Here is a 17,999-nt window from a genome sequence, read left to right as displayed (position 1 = left end):
CCGCCCAGCCGGGTGAACCGCTCCCGCATGCCCGTGAGCCCCGAGCCCGGCGTCACCCGCGCCGCGCCGCGCCCGTCATCCCGTGTGTGCACCCGCACCCCTCCGCCCTCTGTGGGCACGAGGGTGATCCACAGGTTGTGGGCCCCTGCGTGGCGCAGCGTATTGGTCAGGACCTCCTGCACGCAGCGGAACAGCGAGTGCGCCGCCTCGGAGGACTCCAGGGCGAGCGCCTGGGGGAGCTCCAGGTGGACGGCGAGCCCCGGGACGCCCTCCGCGAGCGCTCGCAGCGACGGCAGCAGGGGCATGGGCGCATCGCGCAGCGCCGTCACCGTGCCGCGCACCTCGGACAAGAGCGTGCGGGCCGCTTCCCGGGCGCGGCGCAGGTGTTCGGTGGAGGCGGGGTCCTTCGCGGTGTGCGCGGCGGCCTCCAGGTTGAGGCTGAGCGCGGTGAGGTGGTGGCCCACGGAGTCGTGCAGCTCGCGGGCGATGCGCAGCCGCTCGCCCTCGCGCTCGCGGGTGGCGAGCAGCACCTGGGTGGCCTGGAGCTCCACGTGGACCCGGGCCAGCTCGCGGCGGGCCTCCGCCTCGCGGACCATCACCAGCGCCGTGCCGAAGGTGAAGCCCTGGAAGCCGGTGTAGATGAGCGACTGCACCAGGGCCTGGACGGGCGGGTGCTGCACGGCGAACACGGCCGACATGCCCGCCACCTGGGCCGCCACCCACGCCAGCGCCCGGCGCTGCGGGAGGATCTCCGGGACCTGCCCGGCGGTGATGGCGAGCAGCGCGCCGTCCAGCCCGCTCTCCCCCGTGGCCAGGCAGCCGAGCGCCGCGACCGTCTGCACGACGAGCAGCGGCACCTCTCCCCTGCCCTGCTCGTGTGCCTGGCGCCAGAAGGCCCCACCGAAGGCGAGGAGCGCGACGGCCCACAGCAGCGTGTCCGGGGCCGTCCACCGCGCGGGCTCGCGCGCGAGGTCCTCGGCGTGCGCGAAGCCGACCACGGCCCAGGTCAGCATCCCGGCGACGAGCAGCATTCGATGGGTGGTCTCGGGCTTGGCCACGGGGGACTGCGCGGGCATGGCCGGAGACCCTAGGACACCCGTGGCGGAGGGGCCATGTGCCGGAAGTCACATGCGGGCCCTATGACTTCCGCCAGATGGAGGCACACGCGACAGCGCGTACCGTGCTTTTCGGACTCGCAGCACGCCGGAGGCATCCATGTCGTTCTACCTGCTCGCCCGTTGGCTCCACATCGCGTCGGGCGTCGTCGCATTCGTCACGCTCTGGCTGCCCCTGGTGGCGCGCAAGGGAGGCGCCCTGCACCGGCGCGTGGGCTGGGTCTACGTGGGCGCGATGATCTCCGCCGCGCTGTCCGCGCTGATCATCTCCGGGTGGCGCTTCCTCCAGGCGCCGCGCGAGCAGCCCATGTCCCTCTTCTTCGTCTACATCGCGGTGCTGAGCGCGGCCTCCGCGACCATGGGGGTGCGCGTGCTGCGGACGAAGGCGCGCACGGGGGCGAGCACGCACCCGCTGGACGTGGGGCTGTCCGCGCTGCTCCTGTGCCTGGGGCTCTTCACCGAGGCGTACGGCCTGCGGATGGGCGTGCCGCTGCTGTGGGGCTTCGCGCCGGTGGGCATCTTCTCCGGCCTCACCGGGCTGTGGTACTGGCTGCGACCGCCCCAGGAGCGGATGCACTGGTGGTTCCAGCACATGGGCGCCATGGTGGCCTCGGGCATCGGCACCATCACCGCCGCCCTGGTGGTGAACGCCAGACACGTGGGCGTCGAGGGCCTGCAGCTCGCCCTCTTCCTGGGGCCCACGGTGGTGGGCGTGGTGGGGCTGAACCTGTGGACGCGCCACTACCGCCAGCGCTTCGCCCGGAAGGCCCCGGCCGCCACGGGCCGGGAGGGCGCGCCGGCTCGCGAGGCGCCAGGTGGTGGCCTGCCCCTCACGGGGCGATAGGATGGCCCGAGGCCGTGCGTGGAACATGGCGGCGCGAGGCGAGGGAGCCCTGCCCCGCGGCTGCCCGGCGCCCGGCCCCGAGGAGGCCCATGAAGCTCGAGCGTCACGTCGGCGGACTGTCGCTCGCGCGCAAGGTGAACTACCTGCGCGCGCGCGGCTGGCGCGAGGACCCGGAAGGCTGGTCGAGCGAGCGCTTCCGCCCCGTCCCCATCGCTCGCGCCATCCACCACCAGCTCACCGACGACCTCAGCCGGGCGCTGTGTGGAATGGGCTGGCAGGTGCTGGGCTACTCCCCGCGAGGCTATGTCCAGCTCCGCGACGGTGAACAGGGCCAGGCCTGCTCGCTGCCCAAGGCGCTGCGCCTCCAGGCCCGGCGGGAGCGACGGCCGGTCGCCGAGCTGACGTATGCGTTGTTCCTCGCGGCGCTCCTCGAGACCGAGGGCGGCGCCCCCGGGTGAGGCCGGAGGAGACGTGCGCTCCGCGCGCATGCCATCATCGAAGGCCGGAAACCCGAGCGAAGGTGTCCCGTGAGCGTCGCAACCCTCGAAGAAGGTCCGTTGCAGGGGCCGAGCTTCTTCCTCAGCCGGACGGCGCTCCGCCCGCTCGCGTTGGCGCATCGTGACACCTACGGCGCCGCCCGCCCCCATCCGCACGTCGTCATCGACGGCTTCCTGGGCGAGCGGCTGGCGACGGGACTGGCCGGCGTCTTTCCGGGCGCGACCGGGGCCTCCTGGCTGCGGCGCGATCATCCGGAACAGGCGGCGCGGCTGGGGCAGCTCCAGCGCAAGGCGTTCGAAGGGGTGCACGGGGCGCTCCGGCACCTGCTCTCGGAGTTCTCGAGCATGTCGTTCCTCGACTTCCTGGAGACCCTCACCGGCATCAAGGGGCTCATCGCGGATCCGCACTTCCGGGGCGCCGGGCTGCACCTCACGCTGCGCGGAGGCCACCTGGCGCTTCACGCGGACTTCAACCGCGATCGCACGCGTGCCCTCACCCGGCGGCTCACCGTCCTGTACTACCTGAACCCGGGCTGGGACCCGGCCTGGGGCGGAGACCTGGAGCTGTGGAATGCCGACCTCACCCGCTGCGAGGTCCGCATCGCTCCGGTCCTCGACCGGCTGGTCGTGATGGCGCATGGTGACACGCATTGGCATGGCCACCCTTCCGCGCTGGCGTGTCCGGAGGGGCGGGGCCGAGCCACGGTCGCGGCCTATTTCTACACGGCGGAAGCGTCCCCGGACGCGCCGGAAGCCCACAGCGCCCTCTGGGCGCCCGTGCGTTCCTGACGTCAGCGCTTCGTGTCGTCCACGACGTGCAGGGGGACACCGGGCGGCGCGGCCTGTCCGTCCGCGTCCGGGAGCTCCAGCGGTCCGGTGGAGATGACCCAGACATCCAGCGTCGCGTCGGTGTCGACGTCGCCCGCGCAGGCCAGGGTGATATCGCAGGCGGGGCACGTGCCGGAGACGCCGAGCCGCGCCTTCACTTCTTGAGGAAGCGCCTCCACGTCGATGGGCCGCGCCGACTTGAACCGGAAGGTGTCCACGCCGATGGACACCGCGCCGTCGGGGACCTCGCTGCCAGGTTCATCGCGAACCTCCATCGGACCTTCGCCGGCGAAGTATGCGTAACGGTTGCTCCGCTCGGGCGCGAAGCCCACCTTCGCGAAGACCGGCGCATAGGTCCGCGTGTCCCGGAACGAGGACCGCTGGAGCAGGTACCAGGCCTTCAGGTTGGACTCGCACTCCGCCGTGTAGGCGCTCTGACCGAACCGGACGAAGTAGGGCATCGCGACAGCGGCCACCGCGCCCACGCATGGGCACGCCAGCAGGCCGAGCGCGAGCCACAGCCACTTCCGGCGGGAGGGGGCCGGGACGCTCGTCACGTTGCCGCAGGGGCAGGTCAGCGCGGCCCCCGGGGCGAGCCCCAGCACCTCCAGCCGCCGTCCGCATTTCGGGCATCTCATGGTGTTACCAACTCCCGCTGGAGCCGCCGCCCGAGGGCCGCCCGCCTCCAGCCGTGGCGCCGCGCATGGCTCCGAAGGTTACCCAAGGCGCCCCTTCAGTGCGCGTTGGGCAGGGTCTCGAAGGGCCAGGGGCGGCTCGTGGGCGGCCCGTCCTTCGCGGGCCTGTGCAGCCACAGGTCCGCGACGCCCTGGGCCAGCGTCCACGGTGCGCCGCCCGCGCGGTTCGTCAGGACGATGACCGTGAGGCGTTGCTCCGGATACTTCACGATGGCGTTGGTGAAGCCACACGTCTCACCGTGGTGTGACAGCCGCTGCCGCCCTCCGTCGTCATCGACGAACCAGCCGAAGCCGTAGCGCGAGGACGTGCCGTGAAGCGTCGGCGGCGTCCAGGCCTGCCTCCGGGTTTCCGCGCGGAGCAGCGCCTCCGAATCCAGCGCCCGGTCCCACGCCACCAGGTCCACCACGGAGGAGTAGATGCCGCCATCCCCCAGGACGGCACTGGTGGGACTCTGGTCCCTGGGGACGAAGCCGCTCGGGCCCACGGCGTACCCATAGGCACGGTGGGGCACCTGGGAGACACCTTCCTCGTGCGCCACGGTCGAACGCATGCCGCTCGGAACGAAGACGCGCTCGTGCAGGAACCGCGCGAATGACACTCCGCTCACCTGCTCCACGAGGAGCGCGAGCACCGCGTAGCCGGAGTTGCTGTAGCGCACCGCGGTTCCGGGCGGGAAGTACGTGCGGTCCACGCCGGAGAGCAGGGCCAGCACGTCCCGGTCCTTCACCTGCACCGGCTGCGTGGCCGGGACGAAGTCCTCGTAATCCCAGAGGCCCGAGGTGTGCTGGAGCAGGTGGTGGACGCGGACCTCCCGCAGGGCGGGTGGGAAGCCGGGGAGCACGTCCACCACGCGGTCATCGAGCCGGAGCCGGCCCTCCTGGACCAGCAGCAGGATGGCCGTGGCCGTGAACTGCTTGGTGAGCGAGGCGAGCCGGTAGTGACTGTCGGGCGTGGCGGGCTCGCGGCGCTCCAGGCTGGCCAGGCCGTATGCCCGGCGGAGCACGACCTGCCCGTCATGGATCACGACGACGCTGGCGCCGGGACGATCCGGGCCGTCGTAGTCGCGGAAGAGGGAGTCCACCGTGCTCCCATCCGGGGCTGGCGCAGCCCGGGTGTTCGCGGTGGCTCCCGCACACCCGACGAGGAGGGAGGCGAGGACAGCGGCGGCAAGTGGGGGGACCGTCATGGTTGCTGGCTTCACCCGTCACTCAATCGTGGAGTTCGTGACGCGGATGGGGGTGTCCGCGTGGTTGGAGATCTGGGGATAGGTCTCGTACCAGGAGCCGCCCTGGTTGTTCTGGATGACCGAGCGGTCGATGCGGATGTCGCCCGAGTGGTCATTGCTCACGAAGAAGATGGCGCTGCCGTGGGCGTTGACCTCGTTGTGCTCGATGCGCGTGCCGCAGAGCGACAGGGTCATCGTGTTGCCGTCGTTGTAGATGGCCCCGCCGCTGCCCCCTCCGGGCGTGCCCGGGCTGGCGGGATTCGCGCCGTTGCCGATGGCCCGGTTGTGGGAGAAGAGGCTGTTGATGATGCTCCACGACACGCCAATGCTGCTGATGCCGCCGCCGTTGGAGCAGACCCCGCCGTAGCCCTCCTTGCCGCCGAAGGTCGTGTTCACCACGTAGACAGGCAGGTCGTCGTACTGGTCGAACACCCGCAGCGCGCCGCCCCCGACGTCGGCCCGGCATCCGCGCACACGTTGTTGAAGAAGCGCGAGTTGATGACCTTCACCCGCCCGCCACGCACCCAGACCGCGCCGCCCCCGTCGTACTCCGACTCGCTCTTGGAGCTGGCATCCACGAACGTGAGGTTCTGGAGCGTCAGCCGGGGATGGTCCTGGTCCTGGCAGTGGGAGGTCGTCCACACCTGGGCCTGGTCGCAGGTGTTCATGTACAGGATGCGGTGCTTCCCTGCCCCGCTGAGCGTCACCAGCCCCTTGCCGTCGATGACGATGTCCGGGCCCTTGTCATTGAAGACCTTCGCCGTCCTGTCGAGCGTGACGGTCACCGGCTCCGGGCCGCAGTCGAAGGTGATGACCCCACCCTTCGCCACGGCCTGGACGAAGGCCTCGCCGGTGCAGCTGGCCGGCGTCCCCGTCCCGACCACGGTGGTGGGCCGGGAGACGTCCGCGAGCCCCGCCTCGGCGGGCACGCTGCACGTGGCCTCCGCGTTGGGATTGCCGGCGGGAGGCCCGTCCTTGGGATTGGTCAGTGGGTTGGGGACATCCACGCCCGCGTCATCGCTCGAGCAGCCAGCGGCGCAGGCAAGGACGAACCCCGCGGCCAGGGAAAGCCACGTGGGCGCGGGGAATTGGTGAAGTCTCTTCGGGTGCATCCAGCCTCCTGGAGGGGAGGCAGTGTAGAGCGGCGATGCACCCGAGACGAGAGAGGCCGCTCGGACTACTCGGTGATGATGTCGGTGTACTCGCTGCCGCTGATGGAGTTCCGCCACTTGGAGGAGAAGCCCAGCGCGTGCTGCGGATCCACCACGTGGGGCGCGGTGACCTTCGCCACCTCCAGGCGGGTGATCTCATTGTTGAACAGGTCCAGCACCATGCCGAACTGCGCCGCGGTCAGGTAGACCCGCTTGAGCATCTTCTCCGCCTTCTCCTGGCGGACGAGCTCGTTGTGCTCGCTCTTGAGCGACTGGTAGAAGCCGCGCCAGGTGCTGGCGTCCATCGGGAGCTGTCCATCCCGCCGCGTCGTGCAGCCCTCGTCCGTCCCCACGCCACAGTCGCGGAACGCGGGCTCGGAGGCCATCGGCATCTCCGCCCGGCGCTCTTCCCGGCGCTCCGCCCGGGAGGGACCCATCCGGGACTCCGTGTGGGTGGTCTCCGTGCGGCTCTCCGTCTCCATCGTGCCGCCCGTCATGCGGACGTCCATGCGGGTGCCGCCGCCGCGCACCTTCACGGTGGTGGTCTCCTCGCCATCCACGTTCGTCGTCGTCTTCATCTTGATGCGCGCGGCGGGCATGTCCTCATCATCCACATCCACCTGCATGTTGAACTCCGCGTCCTGCGCGAAGCCGGCGGAAGAAATGAACAGGGACGAGACGAGCACGGCACGGGCGATGCGGTTCATGGGACTCCAGGTGGGAAGCGGGGTGGGTGCGGCCGGAACAATAGACGTTGTCGCCGCCGTTCCTTGTCACGCACTGCCCGCGAAAATATTCACCGTCCCTGGCAGGCCGCGGCTCCGCGCGAGGTGGGTCCAGAAGCACCGTGCGGCCCTTGCGACCCACCGGGATTGGGTGCACGAGACCCCGCTCGTGATCGTCCGTCCCCGTCCTGGCTTCTTCAAGCGCCACTTCGGCGTGCGCGGCACCAGCGACCGACGGCGCTGCGCCCCCGGACCTCCGCACGGAAACATTCCACGGATTATTTTCTAGGAATGCTGATTTTGCTAGTTTCCCTTGATGCGCCAGGAAGAGCCTGGCGCACGTTTCGAGGGAACCATGTTCAAGCTCGTGTCCTCAGCCGTTGTCAGCCTGCTGCTCTCCCTGGGGCTGCTGCCCTCCACGTCTTCGGAGGAGGCAGCGGCGCTCGCCGTCACGACGACCACGGTCGCGACGCACAACACGCATTACGGAGAGGCGAACTTCCGGCCGCTCGCGGACGTCATCGGCTGGCAGGAGGTGAGCACCGCGGAGGGGCACAACAAGCTCGATGCGCTGGAGTACTACAACCACTACCGGCCCGGCGAAAACCGGCTGGACGCCCGGAACTCCATCGCCATCTCCTGGCGCAAGAACAAGTACGAGAAGACGGGTGACGGGTCCCGCCTCACGCACGGCGGGGAGGCGGGCGTGACGCCGGCGCGCTTCGTGAACTGGGTCGTGCTGAAGAACCTCGCGACCGGCGCGAAGCTGGCCTTCATCAACACCCACTACATCTCCGGCGCCTGGAACGGGGAACACCCCGAGCGTCAGGAGCGCTGGCGCACGCACAACGCCGTCGTGCGCGAGGTGGTCGCGGAGCTGCTCGGCCGGGGGCTACCCGTCGTCCTGGTGGGTGACTTCAACCGCGCGCTGTCGCAGGACATCCCCGGGATGAACCACCTGCGCACGGCGGGCGTGGACGGCGTGCCCATTGATCAGATCTACGTCAAGGTGGGCATCGGCACCGGCCCCGCCGAGCGGCTGGAGAAGTACGGCTCCGACCACTTCGCCTACACCGCGACCGTCGAGTACTGAGGGACGGGCCGGGGCTTGAGCGTCATTGTTTTTGGATGGGGCAGGGATGACGGCTGGAGGGGGCTCGACAGGACGGTGAAGAGGCTGGAGGGGGGCCGTTTGAACAATGAGCAACGGGACGAGGTCCGAGCCGGCCGGGACCGCCTGCGCCCAGCTTGAGCCTCCCCAATCCCAACCGGCATTGAGCTCGAATGAGATCTCATGCGTCCGCGCGTCGCTGAAATCCAGCAGGATCCCGGGGCCGAACGAGTGCCGGAGCGCGGTCCCCGGCTCAAGCGGGACCGTCGAGAACATCAAGAGCACCCGCTTCACGGGGACGAGGCGCTGGAGCATGTTTCCGTGGAGCGGAAAGGCCGCGATGGGAGCGGAGGCTCCCCCCGACACCAGGGAGAGGCCGCAGGTGACCCGTGTCTTCGTTTGATTCACGATGGAGATGGCGCCCGGCGTGCCTCCCTGGACGACCTGCCCGAGGCCTTGTGGCGTCTGGACCTGCAAGGTCTGGCCCGGCGTGATGTTGTATGAGGCGCTGGCGTTGAACATGGGCGACGGAGCGTCCGCTTGAAGCGCGACATAGGCCTGCCATTGCTCCTGCCATGAAATGCTCGTGGTGAGCGAATAGTCGCGCAGCTGGAACCAGACCCGCGGCACCCCTGCCTGATCCGTGCCGCCGACGGCCATGAAGCCATGGAGGAAGGTGCCGGATTCCGCCAGCCCCTTGACGGTGTCCTCGCTCATCGTGAGGGTGACCCGGTACGGGCTGGCCGGAACCGCCAGCGCGTCCGGGCCACACATCAGGACGGCCAGCGCCGCCAGGTGGAGCCCCATGCGGCTGAGCGTGCGTTTCTGCATGGGGCCCCTTCCTGGCGCCTGGCTCGAGGCTCGCGCCGCTTACGCCACGAGCTTGCGGCTGATGGAGGAGACGGTGCTGCTGGAGATCAGGAGCGGGGCAAGCTGCGTCTGGGCCGCGACGCTGCTGGCCCACGCGCCGCCGTCCCAGCTCCAGCCCTTGTCGATGTCGAACGAGAGGGACCGCGGCGCGCCCCCCGTCAGATCCGCCACGATGCCCTCGCAGTAAGCCTTGGAGATCACCGTACCGGTGTTGACCTGTTCCGTGGCGAACATCAGGAGGCAGCGCTCGATGGGAGCCATGACGTCCGTGCCGACGCCGTGGAGCGGGAAGGCGCACAGGGGCGTGTTGAAGGACGCGCCGCCGGCGATGGTCTGCGTCTGCGAGATGCCGCACGTGAACGGCGTGTGCGAACTCGTCTGGTTGACGATGGAGATGGCACCCGGCGTGCCTCCCTTGACGACCTGCCCGATGCCGCTCTGGCCGGTGACGTTCAGGGTCTGCTCCAGGTCGATGTTGTACGCCGCGCTCGCGGCGATGTGACCGCCGGGGATGATGGCGTTGGTGGAGGTGTAGGCCTGGTACTGCTCCTGCCACTGGATGAGGGTGCTCTGGGAGTACGCCTGCGACTGGAACCAGACAAGCGGCGCCCCGTTCTTCATCGAGGTGCTCACGCCCTTGAAGCCATACAGGTAGTAACCACTGTCGGTCAGCGCGGTGAGGGTCTCGTCGGACATGCTGATGGTGATCTGGTAGTTGGTCGCCATGGCTTGGTTCTCCGGGTGGGATACCCTTGCAAGGGTATGTGGCTGTTCTAGAGCGCCTTGACTTCGTCTCGTGCGCTCCGGCTTCAGGCATAAGCACGCGACATGCCAGCCCCGGGGTGCCTTCCCGGGTGGGTGAGGTACATTCGCGCCAATGCCTCGTCCCGGTGCTCGCGATCCCCAGGCTCCCGTCGCCACGGCGGATGTCTCCACGGCCGCCGAATCAATGCGACGGGGCCAGCGCCCCGCCGCACGCCCCATCCCGGCGCTGACCCTCGTCTCGCACCCCACGGCCGCGCGCATCGGAGAGCGGCTGCTGCTCCACGGAATGCTCAACGGCCGGGAGGTGGCGCTCTCCCGCAACGCCCCGGACTTCACCCGCCCGGGGGAACCGCTGGGGCTGCCCCTGGGCGACCCCTTCATGAGCCGCAAGCCCGTCCTGTTCGTTCCGGTGGGCGAAGGTGTCCGCGTCATCCCGGGAGACGAAGGACGCTGCACCTGCGCTGGCGAACCGCTCCACGGCGGCCGCGAGTTCAGCCCCGAGGAGCTCACGCTGGGCGTCCCGCTCGAGTTCTCCGGGCGCACCGTGCTGCTGCTGCACCTGGCCCCGCCTCCCGAAGCGCACGCACCCGCCTCCCTGGGCATGGTGGGACAGAGCGCCGCCCTCCACGGCCTGCGCCGGCACATCGAGCGCGTGGCCGACGTGGACGTGCCCGTCCTCATCCGCGGCGAGACGGGGGCGGGCAAGGAGCTGGTCGCCCAGGCCCTCCATGCGCAGAGCCGCCGCGGCGGCCCGTTCATCAGCGTCAACCTGGGCGCCATCCCCAAGGAGCTGGCCGCCGCGGAGCTCTTCGGCAGCGTCCGGGGGGCCTTCACCGGCGCCCAGCGTGACCGCGAGGGCTTCTTCCGCGCCGCCCAGGGCGGCACCCTCTTCCTCGACGAGGTGGGCGAGGCCTCCCCGGAGGTGCAGGTCATGCTCCTCCGGGTGCTGGAGACCGGGGAGATGTATCCGGTGGGAGCCAGCCGGCCCGTGGCCACGGACGTCCGCCTCGTGGCCGCCACGGACGCGGACCTGGAAGCGCAGATCGCCGACGGCCGCTTCCGGGCCCCGCTCCTCCACCGGCTGGCGGGGTACGAGCTGCGGCTCCCGCCCCTGCGCGAGCGCCGGGAGGACATCGGGCCGCTGTTCCTCCACTTCGCCCGTCAGGAGCTGGAGGCGCTGGGAGAGGCCCACCTGCTCACCCCGAGCGACCCCTACGCCCCGCCCTGGGTGCCCGCGGCACTGGCGGTGCGCCTGCTGCTCTCCCCCTGGCCGGGAAACATCCGCCAGCTGCGCAACGTGGCCAAGCAGCTCGTCATCGGCAGCCGGGGCCAGTCCTTCCTGGAGCTGGACGCGCGCCTCGCCCAGGAGCTGCGGCTTCCCCAGGCTGCTCCGCCCCGGGCACCCCCACCCCGCGCCCCCGCTCCGGAGCCCACCCTCGAGCCCGAGGCCCCAGCGCGCCGCAAGTCCACGGAGGTGGGTGAGGAGGAGCTGCTCGCGGCCCTGCGCGCGAACGACTGGGACGTCAAGAAGGCCGCCCTCCACCTGGGCGTCGCCCGCTCCTCCATCTACGACCTCATCGAGCGCAGCCCCAGCATCCGCCTGGCCGGCGACCTGAGCGTGGAGGAGCTCACCCTCTGCTTCCACGCGTGCGGGGGCGACCTGGATGAGATGGTGCGGCGCCTGGAGGTCTCCAAGCGGGCCTTGAACCGGCGCGTCAAGGAGCTGGGGCTGGTCCCGAAGGACGCCTGAACCGACGGCGACACGTCGGCGGCATGTCGCGGAGCGTGCTACCTCACCGCGAGTCCGACCCCACAGGCTCCATGCGTGAAACGCCCATGGGACGCAGGGGGTTGTATGGTTGGCATCCTGCTTGAAATGCCAGACGTCACCCCCGGAATCCTCCCGGGGAGGAACTGGAGAACGTCATGTCAAGCGGCAACCCCCACAGCATCATGCCCGACAGCCGTGCGCCTGACTCGAAGACGGGCAACGGGACCATCGACCCTTCCAGCAACAACACCGGGCGCTAGCCTTCACGGCTCAGGGGCGGCGCCAGGACGCCGCGCGGCGGTGAGCACCCCGCTCCACTCGTGGGACAGGTTCGGATTGCGCTGGAGCGCCTGGGCGAGCTCCTCCAATGCAAGACGCCGCCAGTGATTGGCCTCCTCGGGACTGGCGGTGTCTGCCCATTCCAGGCGCAAGCTGGCACGCAGGGCCTGGGCCACGGGCCAGTCAGGCCGGGCCTGCAGGACCTGCTCCGCCAGCTCCAGTCCTCGCTGGAGCCACGGGCCGGCATCCCCGCCCTCGCGCGGCTTCCGCGCCGCCTGGTGGCGGTAGAAGAGACCGGCCTCCAGGCGGTACTCCGGCTCGTCCGGTGAGAGCGTGATGGCCTTCTCGAGGGACGTCGCCACCTCCTCCAGCGCCCCGGCCCGCGGCGCCCCGCGTTGCTCGTTCCAGCGGGCCTCAATCGCTTTCGCCCTGCCCAGCTGGAGCCACATCTCCGCATCTTGCGGGTTCTTCTCCAGCGCGGCGCGCAGCTCCTCCAGGGCGCGCGTGAGCTCGGCCCCGGGATCGCGCCCGTGGTCCAGTTCGAAGCGGGCCTGGATGACGTGCACCGTGCCCAGCAATCCCCGCAGCCAGGTGGCCCCCGGCATCCGCTCCAGGCCCTGCCGCAGCGGCTGCTCCGCCTCGCGCCCGCTCGGGCGGGGATCCTCGCCCCGCGCGAGCATGTAGGTGCAGCGCCGGACGAGCATCGAGCCCAGGTTCGCATACGCGAAGCCCTGCCCCGGCGCGACCGCGATGGCCTGCGCATAGGCGGCCCGCGCCTCGTCCAGCACGGGAAGCGGATCCGCGCCCCGGTTCCACGCATCATCGGCCCGGAGCATCAGCACACCGCCCACCCCGTTGTGGAGGTTGGGAATCTTCGGGTTGATGGCGATTCCCCGCCGGTACTGTTCCAGGGCCAGGTCCAGCTCGGGGCGTGGGTCCTCACCGCGATTCCTCCGCCGGCGGCCCGCTGCGCGTGGACCTCGCCCGCGTAGAAGTACGGCACCATGTGCTGGGGGTTGAGGGCGCGGGCCTTCTCCAACGCGCGAAGGGCCTTCTCCAGGTCCTGGTCCGCCTCCGCGTTGCGCGGCAGGGCCGCGCGGGTGAAGAGAGCGCTGCCCAGGTTGATCCACTCTTCGGGAATGCGGTCGTCCAGCGCGATGGCCGCCTCATAGGCGCGGATGGCCTTGTCACGGCTGGCCTGGGAGTCCGCCCCCACCTGGTCCTCGAAGTCCGCCCAGGTCTTGAAGACGAGGCCGTAGTTTCCATAGAAGCCCCGGTCCCGGTCCGCCACAGGAATGGCCTCGAACAACGCGGCGGACTTCGCGAGCAGCTCGCGGGGGTCCTCGCCCCTCTCGATGCGGTAGCGCGCCTGGAGCCAGACGCTCCGCGCCAGGTAGCGCGTGGCCTCCGAACGCGTGGGCTCCACCGCCTTCGCGCGCTGCGCAGCGTCCATCGCCTTCGTGAGCGGCTCCGTCCCGTCCTGGCCCCGCGTGAGCTGGTACTCGGCCAGGCGGTAGTGGACGCTCGCCATCCGCACCAGGCACGCGGCGTCCTCCGGCACCACGGTGAGGCAGCGCGCCAGGGCGTCCAGGGCGCGCTGGTAGGAGGGCATCACGTCTCCCTTCCCATACAGCTCCATCACCATCGCGTCCGACTCCAGCCGCGCCAGGGACCGGTACACGGCGGGCTCGCTCTCCGCCGCCGCGGCCGCGGCCGCATAGGCCTTCCGGCCAGCGTCGAAGTCCGTGCGCGCCCCCGCGGGGTCGCCTCCGTTCCAGCGCTTGAAGGCCCGGGCCTCCAGGAGGTCCCCGCGCAGCATGGGCAGCTCATGGAACCACGGCAGCCGGAGCCGCGCGCCCTCCAGCAGGGCCAGGGCCTCGTCGAAGCGGCCCTCGTAGAAGGCGACCAGCGCGGCCACGTACTCCACTGACGGCACCTGGGCGCCCTCGCTCTGCTTGAGCCACGCGAGCGCCGGGTCCCGGTACAGGCGCTCCGCGTCGCGCGTGGAGGCCTCGCGCAGCCGGGGATCGCGGATCCGCTGCGCCTCCAGCAGCTGCTGTTGGTACTGCTGTCCCGTCACGAGGGCGAGCGCGTACGCGGCCCGGGGTTCGTGGAAGCCGTGGCGCCAGGCGGACTCGAGCAGCTCGCGGGCCTTCTGTTCGTCCCCCAGCGCCAGGTGGCCGCGCCCCAGCGCGTAGTGCCCGGGGCCCAGGGCACGAGGCCCGGCGCGGGCGATCTCCGCCTCCAGCTCCGCCATCCGCGCCTGGAGCGCCCGGCGGTCCTCGCGCGTGTCGTGCAGCCGGGAGAGCGCGGAGTAGCGCACCATGGCCTCGAGGTGCTCGACCAGCTCGGTGAAGCGCTGGGCGATCCGTTCGCGTTCGGCGGCCTCGCGGCGCTCCAGGGCGCCCCATCCCAGGGCCACCGACACGGCGACCAGCGCGGCGGCGCTCACGGAGGCCAGGAGCCGGTGCTTGCGCAACCGCTTGCGCAGGGCATACCCGTAGCCGGTGCGCGCCAGCACGGGCTCGCCGGAGAGGAAGCGCTCCAGGTCCTCCGCGAGCGCGCGCGCCGAGTCGTACCGGGCGGAGCGGTCCTTCTCCTGGCACTTGAGGGTGACGGCCTCCAGGTCCGGCGGCAGACCCGGCTCCAGCAGCCGCGGCGGTCGCGGCTCCGCCGTGGGGATGTTGTTGAGCACCTCCAGGCCGTTGGCGCCCGGGATGGGGACCTGCCCGGTGAGCAGGAAGTAGAGGCTGGCGCCCAGGCTGTAGACGTCCGCGCGCCGGTCCAGCCGGCTCACCTCGCCACGCGCCTGCTCCGGGGCCATGTAGTGCGGCGTGCCCAGCACCGCGCCGGTGGCCGTCACGGATTCGTTCCAGTCCCGCGCCAGGCCGAAGTCCATCACGTAGGGCCGGGGCGTGCCGTCCTCGGCGCGCTCGACCATGATGTTGGAGGGCTTGATGTCCCGGTGGATGAGCCCCACGCGGTGGGCTTCGTGCACCCCCAGGGCGGCCTCGCGCATCACCAGGGCCTTCTGCTCGACGGTGAGCGAGCCCACCAGGGAGCTCAACGGCTGGCCGTCGATGTACTGCATGGCGATGAAGACCCGCCCCTCGACGTGACCGACTTCGTACACCTGGCACACGCGTTCGTGACGCACCTTGGCCTGGGCCCGCGCCTCGGAGATGAAGCGGCGGGTGAGGGCTTCGTCGTCGTCCCGGACGAACTTGAGGGCCACGTGGCGGCGCAGCCGGGGATCCAGGGCCAGGAACACGCGCCCCATCCCCCCCTGCCCCAGGAACCGCACGGGCTGGTACCGGTCCCACCCGGGAACGGGGAAGGCCGGGGCCGAGGCCTGACGCAGCGCCAGGGCCCGAAGGCCCGGAGGCCCCTCGATGGTGGCGGTCTCGTCTTCGACTGGGCCCCCCAGGGGCTGGGGCCTCACCGGGGTGACGGTGTCCTTCAGGAGTGCCTCAAGGGTCTCCTCGGACAGGACGCCCCGCTCGCGGAGCAGCTCCAGCGGGCGGCGTTGGCGCCGCCGGGCCTCCTCCAGCAGGGCCCCCGCCTGTTCCCGCGGCAGGAGGCCCTCGTCGATGGCGAGCCAGATCTCCTTCTCATCGTCGCGTGTCATTGACAGGGAGCCTCGTGAAAAGGGCCTGAGTATGACGCGAGCGCTGAACGGACGCGAAGCGCGCTCCCGGCGAAGGGGGCGGCATGTCGCCGACATGTCGCCGGAGGGGACCGCGGTGGCCGCGGTCGCACAGGCTCCCTCGGCGCGCAGCCCGGCATCACGGTTGAATGGGATGGACCAGCGCCCCGCGACGCATCCGGGGTAACTCAGGAGGACCGCATGTCGTTCAAGCTGGACATCGTCGTCGACTTCACCCTCGGTGGCAGCAGTGCTCCCATCCAGGTGCCGGCCTGCAAGGCCCTGAAAAGCAGTGGGGTCACCGCCCTGGTGTTGCTCCCCAAGGGCTTCACGCCACCGACCCTGACGCTGGCGCCTCCCCTCCGGCTCATCTCCCAGACCCAGACGGAGGCTGACAGGGGCGTGACCGCCCTGCTCTACGTGCTCTACGTCCCGTCCACCGTCTCGGAGGGGCAGTCCTTCAAATACAGCTTCGAGACTTCGGACAAACGCATCCTCCAGGAGCCCCGGTCCGCCAATGGGACGATTGACGTCTCCGCCGGTAATGGCGATCCGCCCGCGTAGTGCCTCCGGGACTCGGCACGCCCCCAGCGTGCCACGCCCGACCAGGAAGGCCGGGGCGGAATGGTCGCCCCGGCCCGCCCGCGCTACCAGCAGGCGAACTGGAGGTTGTCGTACCGGACCGACGCGGTGCTGAAAACGAGCGTGCGCAGGTCGCCCTGGACGAAGTTGGTCTCGCCGCAGGCGCAGGTCGCCCCCGTGCCCGTGCAGCTCGTCCAGTTGGTGGTGTCCCCGCTGGAGTCCACGCGGTACTCGGCGTTGAAGACCGCCTTGTTCTTGTTCGTGAACCAGGTCTTGTACGCGCCGCACTCGTTGTACTTCTGGCACTCCTCGTTGATGGCGAAGTCGAAGGAGTCCGCGAGCGAGGCGACCTGGTCCACGTCGTTCTTGAGCGCGATGCCCAGGCACAGCGAGTGGGCGGTGGTGGCCAGCCAGCGGTTGTAGTCGAGCTGGTTGGACGCCGTGAGGCCCCAGCAGGCCTGGTCGGTGCAGCTGATCTCATCGTCGTGCGAGTAGCCGTCGACGTTGTCCGGCTCCACCGCGTCGCAGCCCTTGCTGCGCGCCAGCTGCATGCGCGACGTCATCACCGTCCGCACCGCCGGCTTGCGGTGGTCCAGCCACCACTCACAGCCGCCGCCGCTCGTGCACCAGTCTCCCAGGATGTGCACGGACCGGGCGCAGTTCTCCCCGGGGGTGCAGTACGTGTCCTGCGGGAACTGGCTCGCGTCCTCGCGCCAGTCCTCGTAGGTGCCGGCGCTGAAGTAGCAGACGACCTTCTTTCCGGCGGTCTTGTACTCCTGGATCTTCGCGCTGGAGGTGTTGAAGAGGTCCACGACGTAGACCTGCGCGTTGAGGTTCGTGGGGATGGCGCTGTGCTCCAGGTCCCACATCCAGGTCGTGCCCCTGGGGAAGGCCGCCACCGTGCAGGCCGAACCCTGGCCACAGACGTTCGGGGTGCCGCCACCGCCGCAGGTGTCCGGGCTCTGGCAGGTGCCGCAGCTGGTGACCGTGCGCGTCTGGCCGCAGTTGTCGGTGCCGCTCACCTGCCCGCAGCTCGCGCCCAGCCGCGTGCAGAAGGCCGCGTCGGTTTCAGCGGTGCACGTCGTGGCGATGTCCCAGGACACCCGGAGCCGGAGGCTGTCGAGCTGCGCCGCGTCCGTCCCCGCGCCCTTGACGAGGCGCGCGCGGATTTCCCCGGTGCTCGACACGAAGTTCGCGGCCACCTCGGAGGTGGGCAGGTTGAGCGTCAGGGCCGGGGTCCACACCCAGTCACCGCGCCCCTGCGAGCTGGCGATGTTGACCCAGCTGGAGGTCGTGAACCGGTAGAGCTGCCATTGGTAGTAGGAGGTGGCCACGCCGGGCCCCTGGTACTTCGTCAGCACCTGGAGCTGGGTGACCTGACCGGGGGTGGGCGCGGCCTGGGTGAGGCTGGAGAGCTTGAAGGTCAGGAAGCCCGTGTAGCTGGGGCTGAACTCGATGTACTGCGCATAGCAGTCGGCGTACGCCCCGACCGTGCAGTTCGTGCTGTTCGTCTTGAGCACGGCCATGCCGCCGCTCTTGCCGGACGCATCCGTGTTCGAGAGCGTGCTCGCGGAGGCGAAGTCGATGACCTCCGTGCCCGTCAGGGCCTGCGCCTGGGCAGACGGCTCCCGCGCGTCCTCCGCCTCCAATGGCAGGCATCCGGTGGCAAGCAAGGCCAGACACGGGGACAGCCAGGCAATCCATTTCAGCATCATTCCTCCAGGGTGAGGGGAGCGCCTATCACATGGAGCCCGCCGCGGGCGCAATGCCAGAGCGCCCCAGTCACCTGGGCCGCACCACGGCCGCGTCAGCGCCGCCGCCTGCCGCCTCCCCGCCGGCTCCGTTCCGGGGCGCCCTTGCCTTGGTGGCCGCGGTTGCCCCGTCGGCTGGGGGC

The 17,999-nt window shown here is 70.5% G+C and carries 14 protein-coding genes and 1 pseudogene; 6 read left to right on the top strand and 9 right to left on the bottom strand.

What is annotated here, in order from left to right; genetic code table 11:
• On the bottom strand, positions 1-1,076 hold a 1,076-nt coding region (locus ACLEQD_RS16410; protein WP_410385087.1), incomplete at its 3' end, for a sensor histidine kinase.
• Positions 1,077-1,215: 139 nt separating this feature from the next.
• Here ACLEQD_RS16410 and ACLEQD_RS16405 point away from each other — a divergent pair.
• The 3 genes from ACLEQD_RS16405 (at position 1,216) to ACLEQD_RS16395 (ending at position 3,245) form a co-directional block, all read left to right on the top strand.
• Positions 1,216-1,959, top strand: coding sequence for a hypothetical protein (locus ACLEQD_RS16405; protein ID WP_410385086.1), 744 nt, complete (start codon positions 1,216-1,218; stop codon positions 1,957-1,959).
• Positions 1,960-2,048: 89 nt separating this feature from the next.
• A complete protein-coding gene (locus ACLEQD_RS16400) occupies positions 2,049-2,417 on the top strand; it encodes a hypothetical protein (RefSeq protein WP_410385085.1) in 369 nt (122 codons plus the stop codon).
• A gap of 69 nt (positions 2,418-2,486) precedes the next feature.
• The gene (locus tag ACLEQD_RS16395) at positions 2,487-3,245 is read left to right on the top strand and encodes a 2OG-Fe(II) oxygenase (RefSeq protein ID WP_410385083.1); all 759 of its coding nucleotides are present in this window, start codon (positions 2,487-2,489) and stop codon (positions 3,243-3,245) included.
• A 2-nt stretch (positions 3,246-3,247) separates the two neighbouring features.
• Here ACLEQD_RS16395 and ACLEQD_RS16390 read toward each other — a convergent pair whose 3' ends face one another.
• The 4 genes and pseudogenes from ACLEQD_RS16390 to ACLEQD_RS16375 all read right to left on the bottom strand — a co-directional run bounded on the left by ACLEQD_RS16390 (position 3,248) and on the right by ACLEQD_RS16375 (position 7,063).
• Positions 3,248-3,922 carry a fimbrial protein gene (locus tag ACLEQD_RS16390; protein WP_410385081.1) on the bottom strand — a complete coding sequence of 225 codons (675 nt, stop codon included), beginning with the start codon at positions 3,920-3,922 and terminating at the stop codon, positions 3,248-3,250.
• A gap of 95 nt (positions 3,923-4,017) precedes the next feature.
• Complete coding sequence (locus tag ACLEQD_RS16385) at positions 4,018-5,061, bottom strand: serine hydrolase domain-containing protein (protein ID WP_410385080.1); 1,044 nt, start codon at positions 5,059-5,061, stop codon at positions 4,018-4,020.
• A 123-nt stretch (positions 5,062-5,184) separates the two neighbouring features.
• Positions 5,185-6,317: pseudogene (locus tag ACLEQD_RS16380) on the bottom strand (hypothetical protein).
• Between the two features lie 65 nt (positions 6,318-6,382).
• Positions 6,383-7,063 carry a DUF4476 domain-containing protein gene (locus tag ACLEQD_RS16375; protein ID WP_410385078.1) on the bottom strand — a complete coding sequence of 227 codons (681 nt, stop codon included), beginning with the start codon at positions 7,061-7,063 and terminating at the stop codon, positions 6,383-6,385.
• 373 nt (positions 7,064-7,436) lie between these two features.
• On the opposite strand from ACLEQD_RS16375, the gene ACLEQD_RS16370 reads away from it, so the two are divergent.
• On the top strand, positions 7,437-8,174 hold the full coding sequence (locus tag ACLEQD_RS16370; RefSeq protein ID WP_410385076.1) for an endonuclease/exonuclease/phosphatase family protein: 738 nt from the start codon (positions 7,437-7,439) through the stop codon (positions 8,172-8,174).
• 888 nt (positions 8,175-9,062) lie between these two features.
• On the opposite strand, the gene ACLEQD_RS16365 is transcribed toward ACLEQD_RS16370, so the two are convergent.
• On the bottom strand, positions 9,063-9,788 hold the full coding sequence (locus tag ACLEQD_RS16365; protein WP_410385074.1) for a hypothetical protein: 726 nt from the start codon (positions 9,786-9,788) through the stop codon (positions 9,063-9,065).
• Positions 9,789-10,011: 223 nt separating this feature from the next.
• On the opposite strand from ACLEQD_RS16365, the gene ACLEQD_RS16360 reads away from it, so the two are divergent.
• Complete coding sequence (locus ACLEQD_RS16360) at positions 10,012-11,577, top strand: sigma 54-interacting transcriptional regulator (protein ID WP_410385072.1); 1,566 nt, start codon at positions 10,012-10,014, stop codon at positions 11,575-11,577.
• A gap of 284 nt (positions 11,578-11,861) precedes the next feature.
• Here ACLEQD_RS16360 and ACLEQD_RS16355 read toward each other — a convergent pair whose 3' ends face one another.
• Together ACLEQD_RS16355 and ACLEQD_RS16350 are read right to left on the bottom strand one after the other, a co-directional pair.
• Complete coding sequence (locus ACLEQD_RS16355; RefSeq protein WP_410385070.1) at positions 11,862-12,713, bottom strand: hypothetical protein; 852 nt, start codon at positions 12,711-12,713, stop codon at positions 11,862-11,864.
• Entirely contained in the window at positions 12,713-15,505 is a 2,793-nt protein-coding gene (locus ACLEQD_RS16350) for a protein kinase domain-containing protein (protein ID WP_410385068.1), read from the bottom strand. The genes ACLEQD_RS16355 and ACLEQD_RS16350 overlap by 1 nt, the downstream gene beginning before the upstream one ends.
• A 219-nt stretch (positions 15,506-15,724) precedes the next feature.
• Here ACLEQD_RS16350 and ACLEQD_RS16345 point away from each other — a divergent pair, with 219 nt between their 5' ends.
• Positions 15,725-16,087: a hypothetical protein gene (locus ACLEQD_RS16345; RefSeq protein WP_410385066.1), complete on the top strand. Its 363-nt coding sequence runs from the start codon at positions 15,725-15,727 to the stop codon at positions 16,085-16,087.
• Between the two features lie 83 nt (positions 16,088-16,170).
• On the opposite strand, the gene ACLEQD_RS16340 is transcribed toward ACLEQD_RS16345, so the two are convergent.
• Positions 16,171-17,754 carry an endo alpha-1,4 polygalactosaminidase gene (locus ACLEQD_RS16340; RefSeq protein ID WP_410385064.1) on the bottom strand — a complete coding sequence of 528 codons (1,584 nt, stop codon included), beginning with the start codon at positions 17,752-17,754 and terminating at the stop codon, positions 16,171-16,173.
• Positions 17,755-17,999 lie beyond the last annotated feature (245 nt).

The sequence above is a fragment of the Corallococcus sp. 4LFB genome (assembly GCF_046520365.1).
In the GTDB taxonomy this organism is placed as follows: domain Bacteria; phylum Myxococcota; class Myxococcia; order Myxococcales; family Myxococcaceae; genus Corallococcus; species Corallococcus caeni.
Note: the sequence above shows the minus strand (reverse complement) of the source record. Positions and strands in the feature narration are given on the sequence as shown.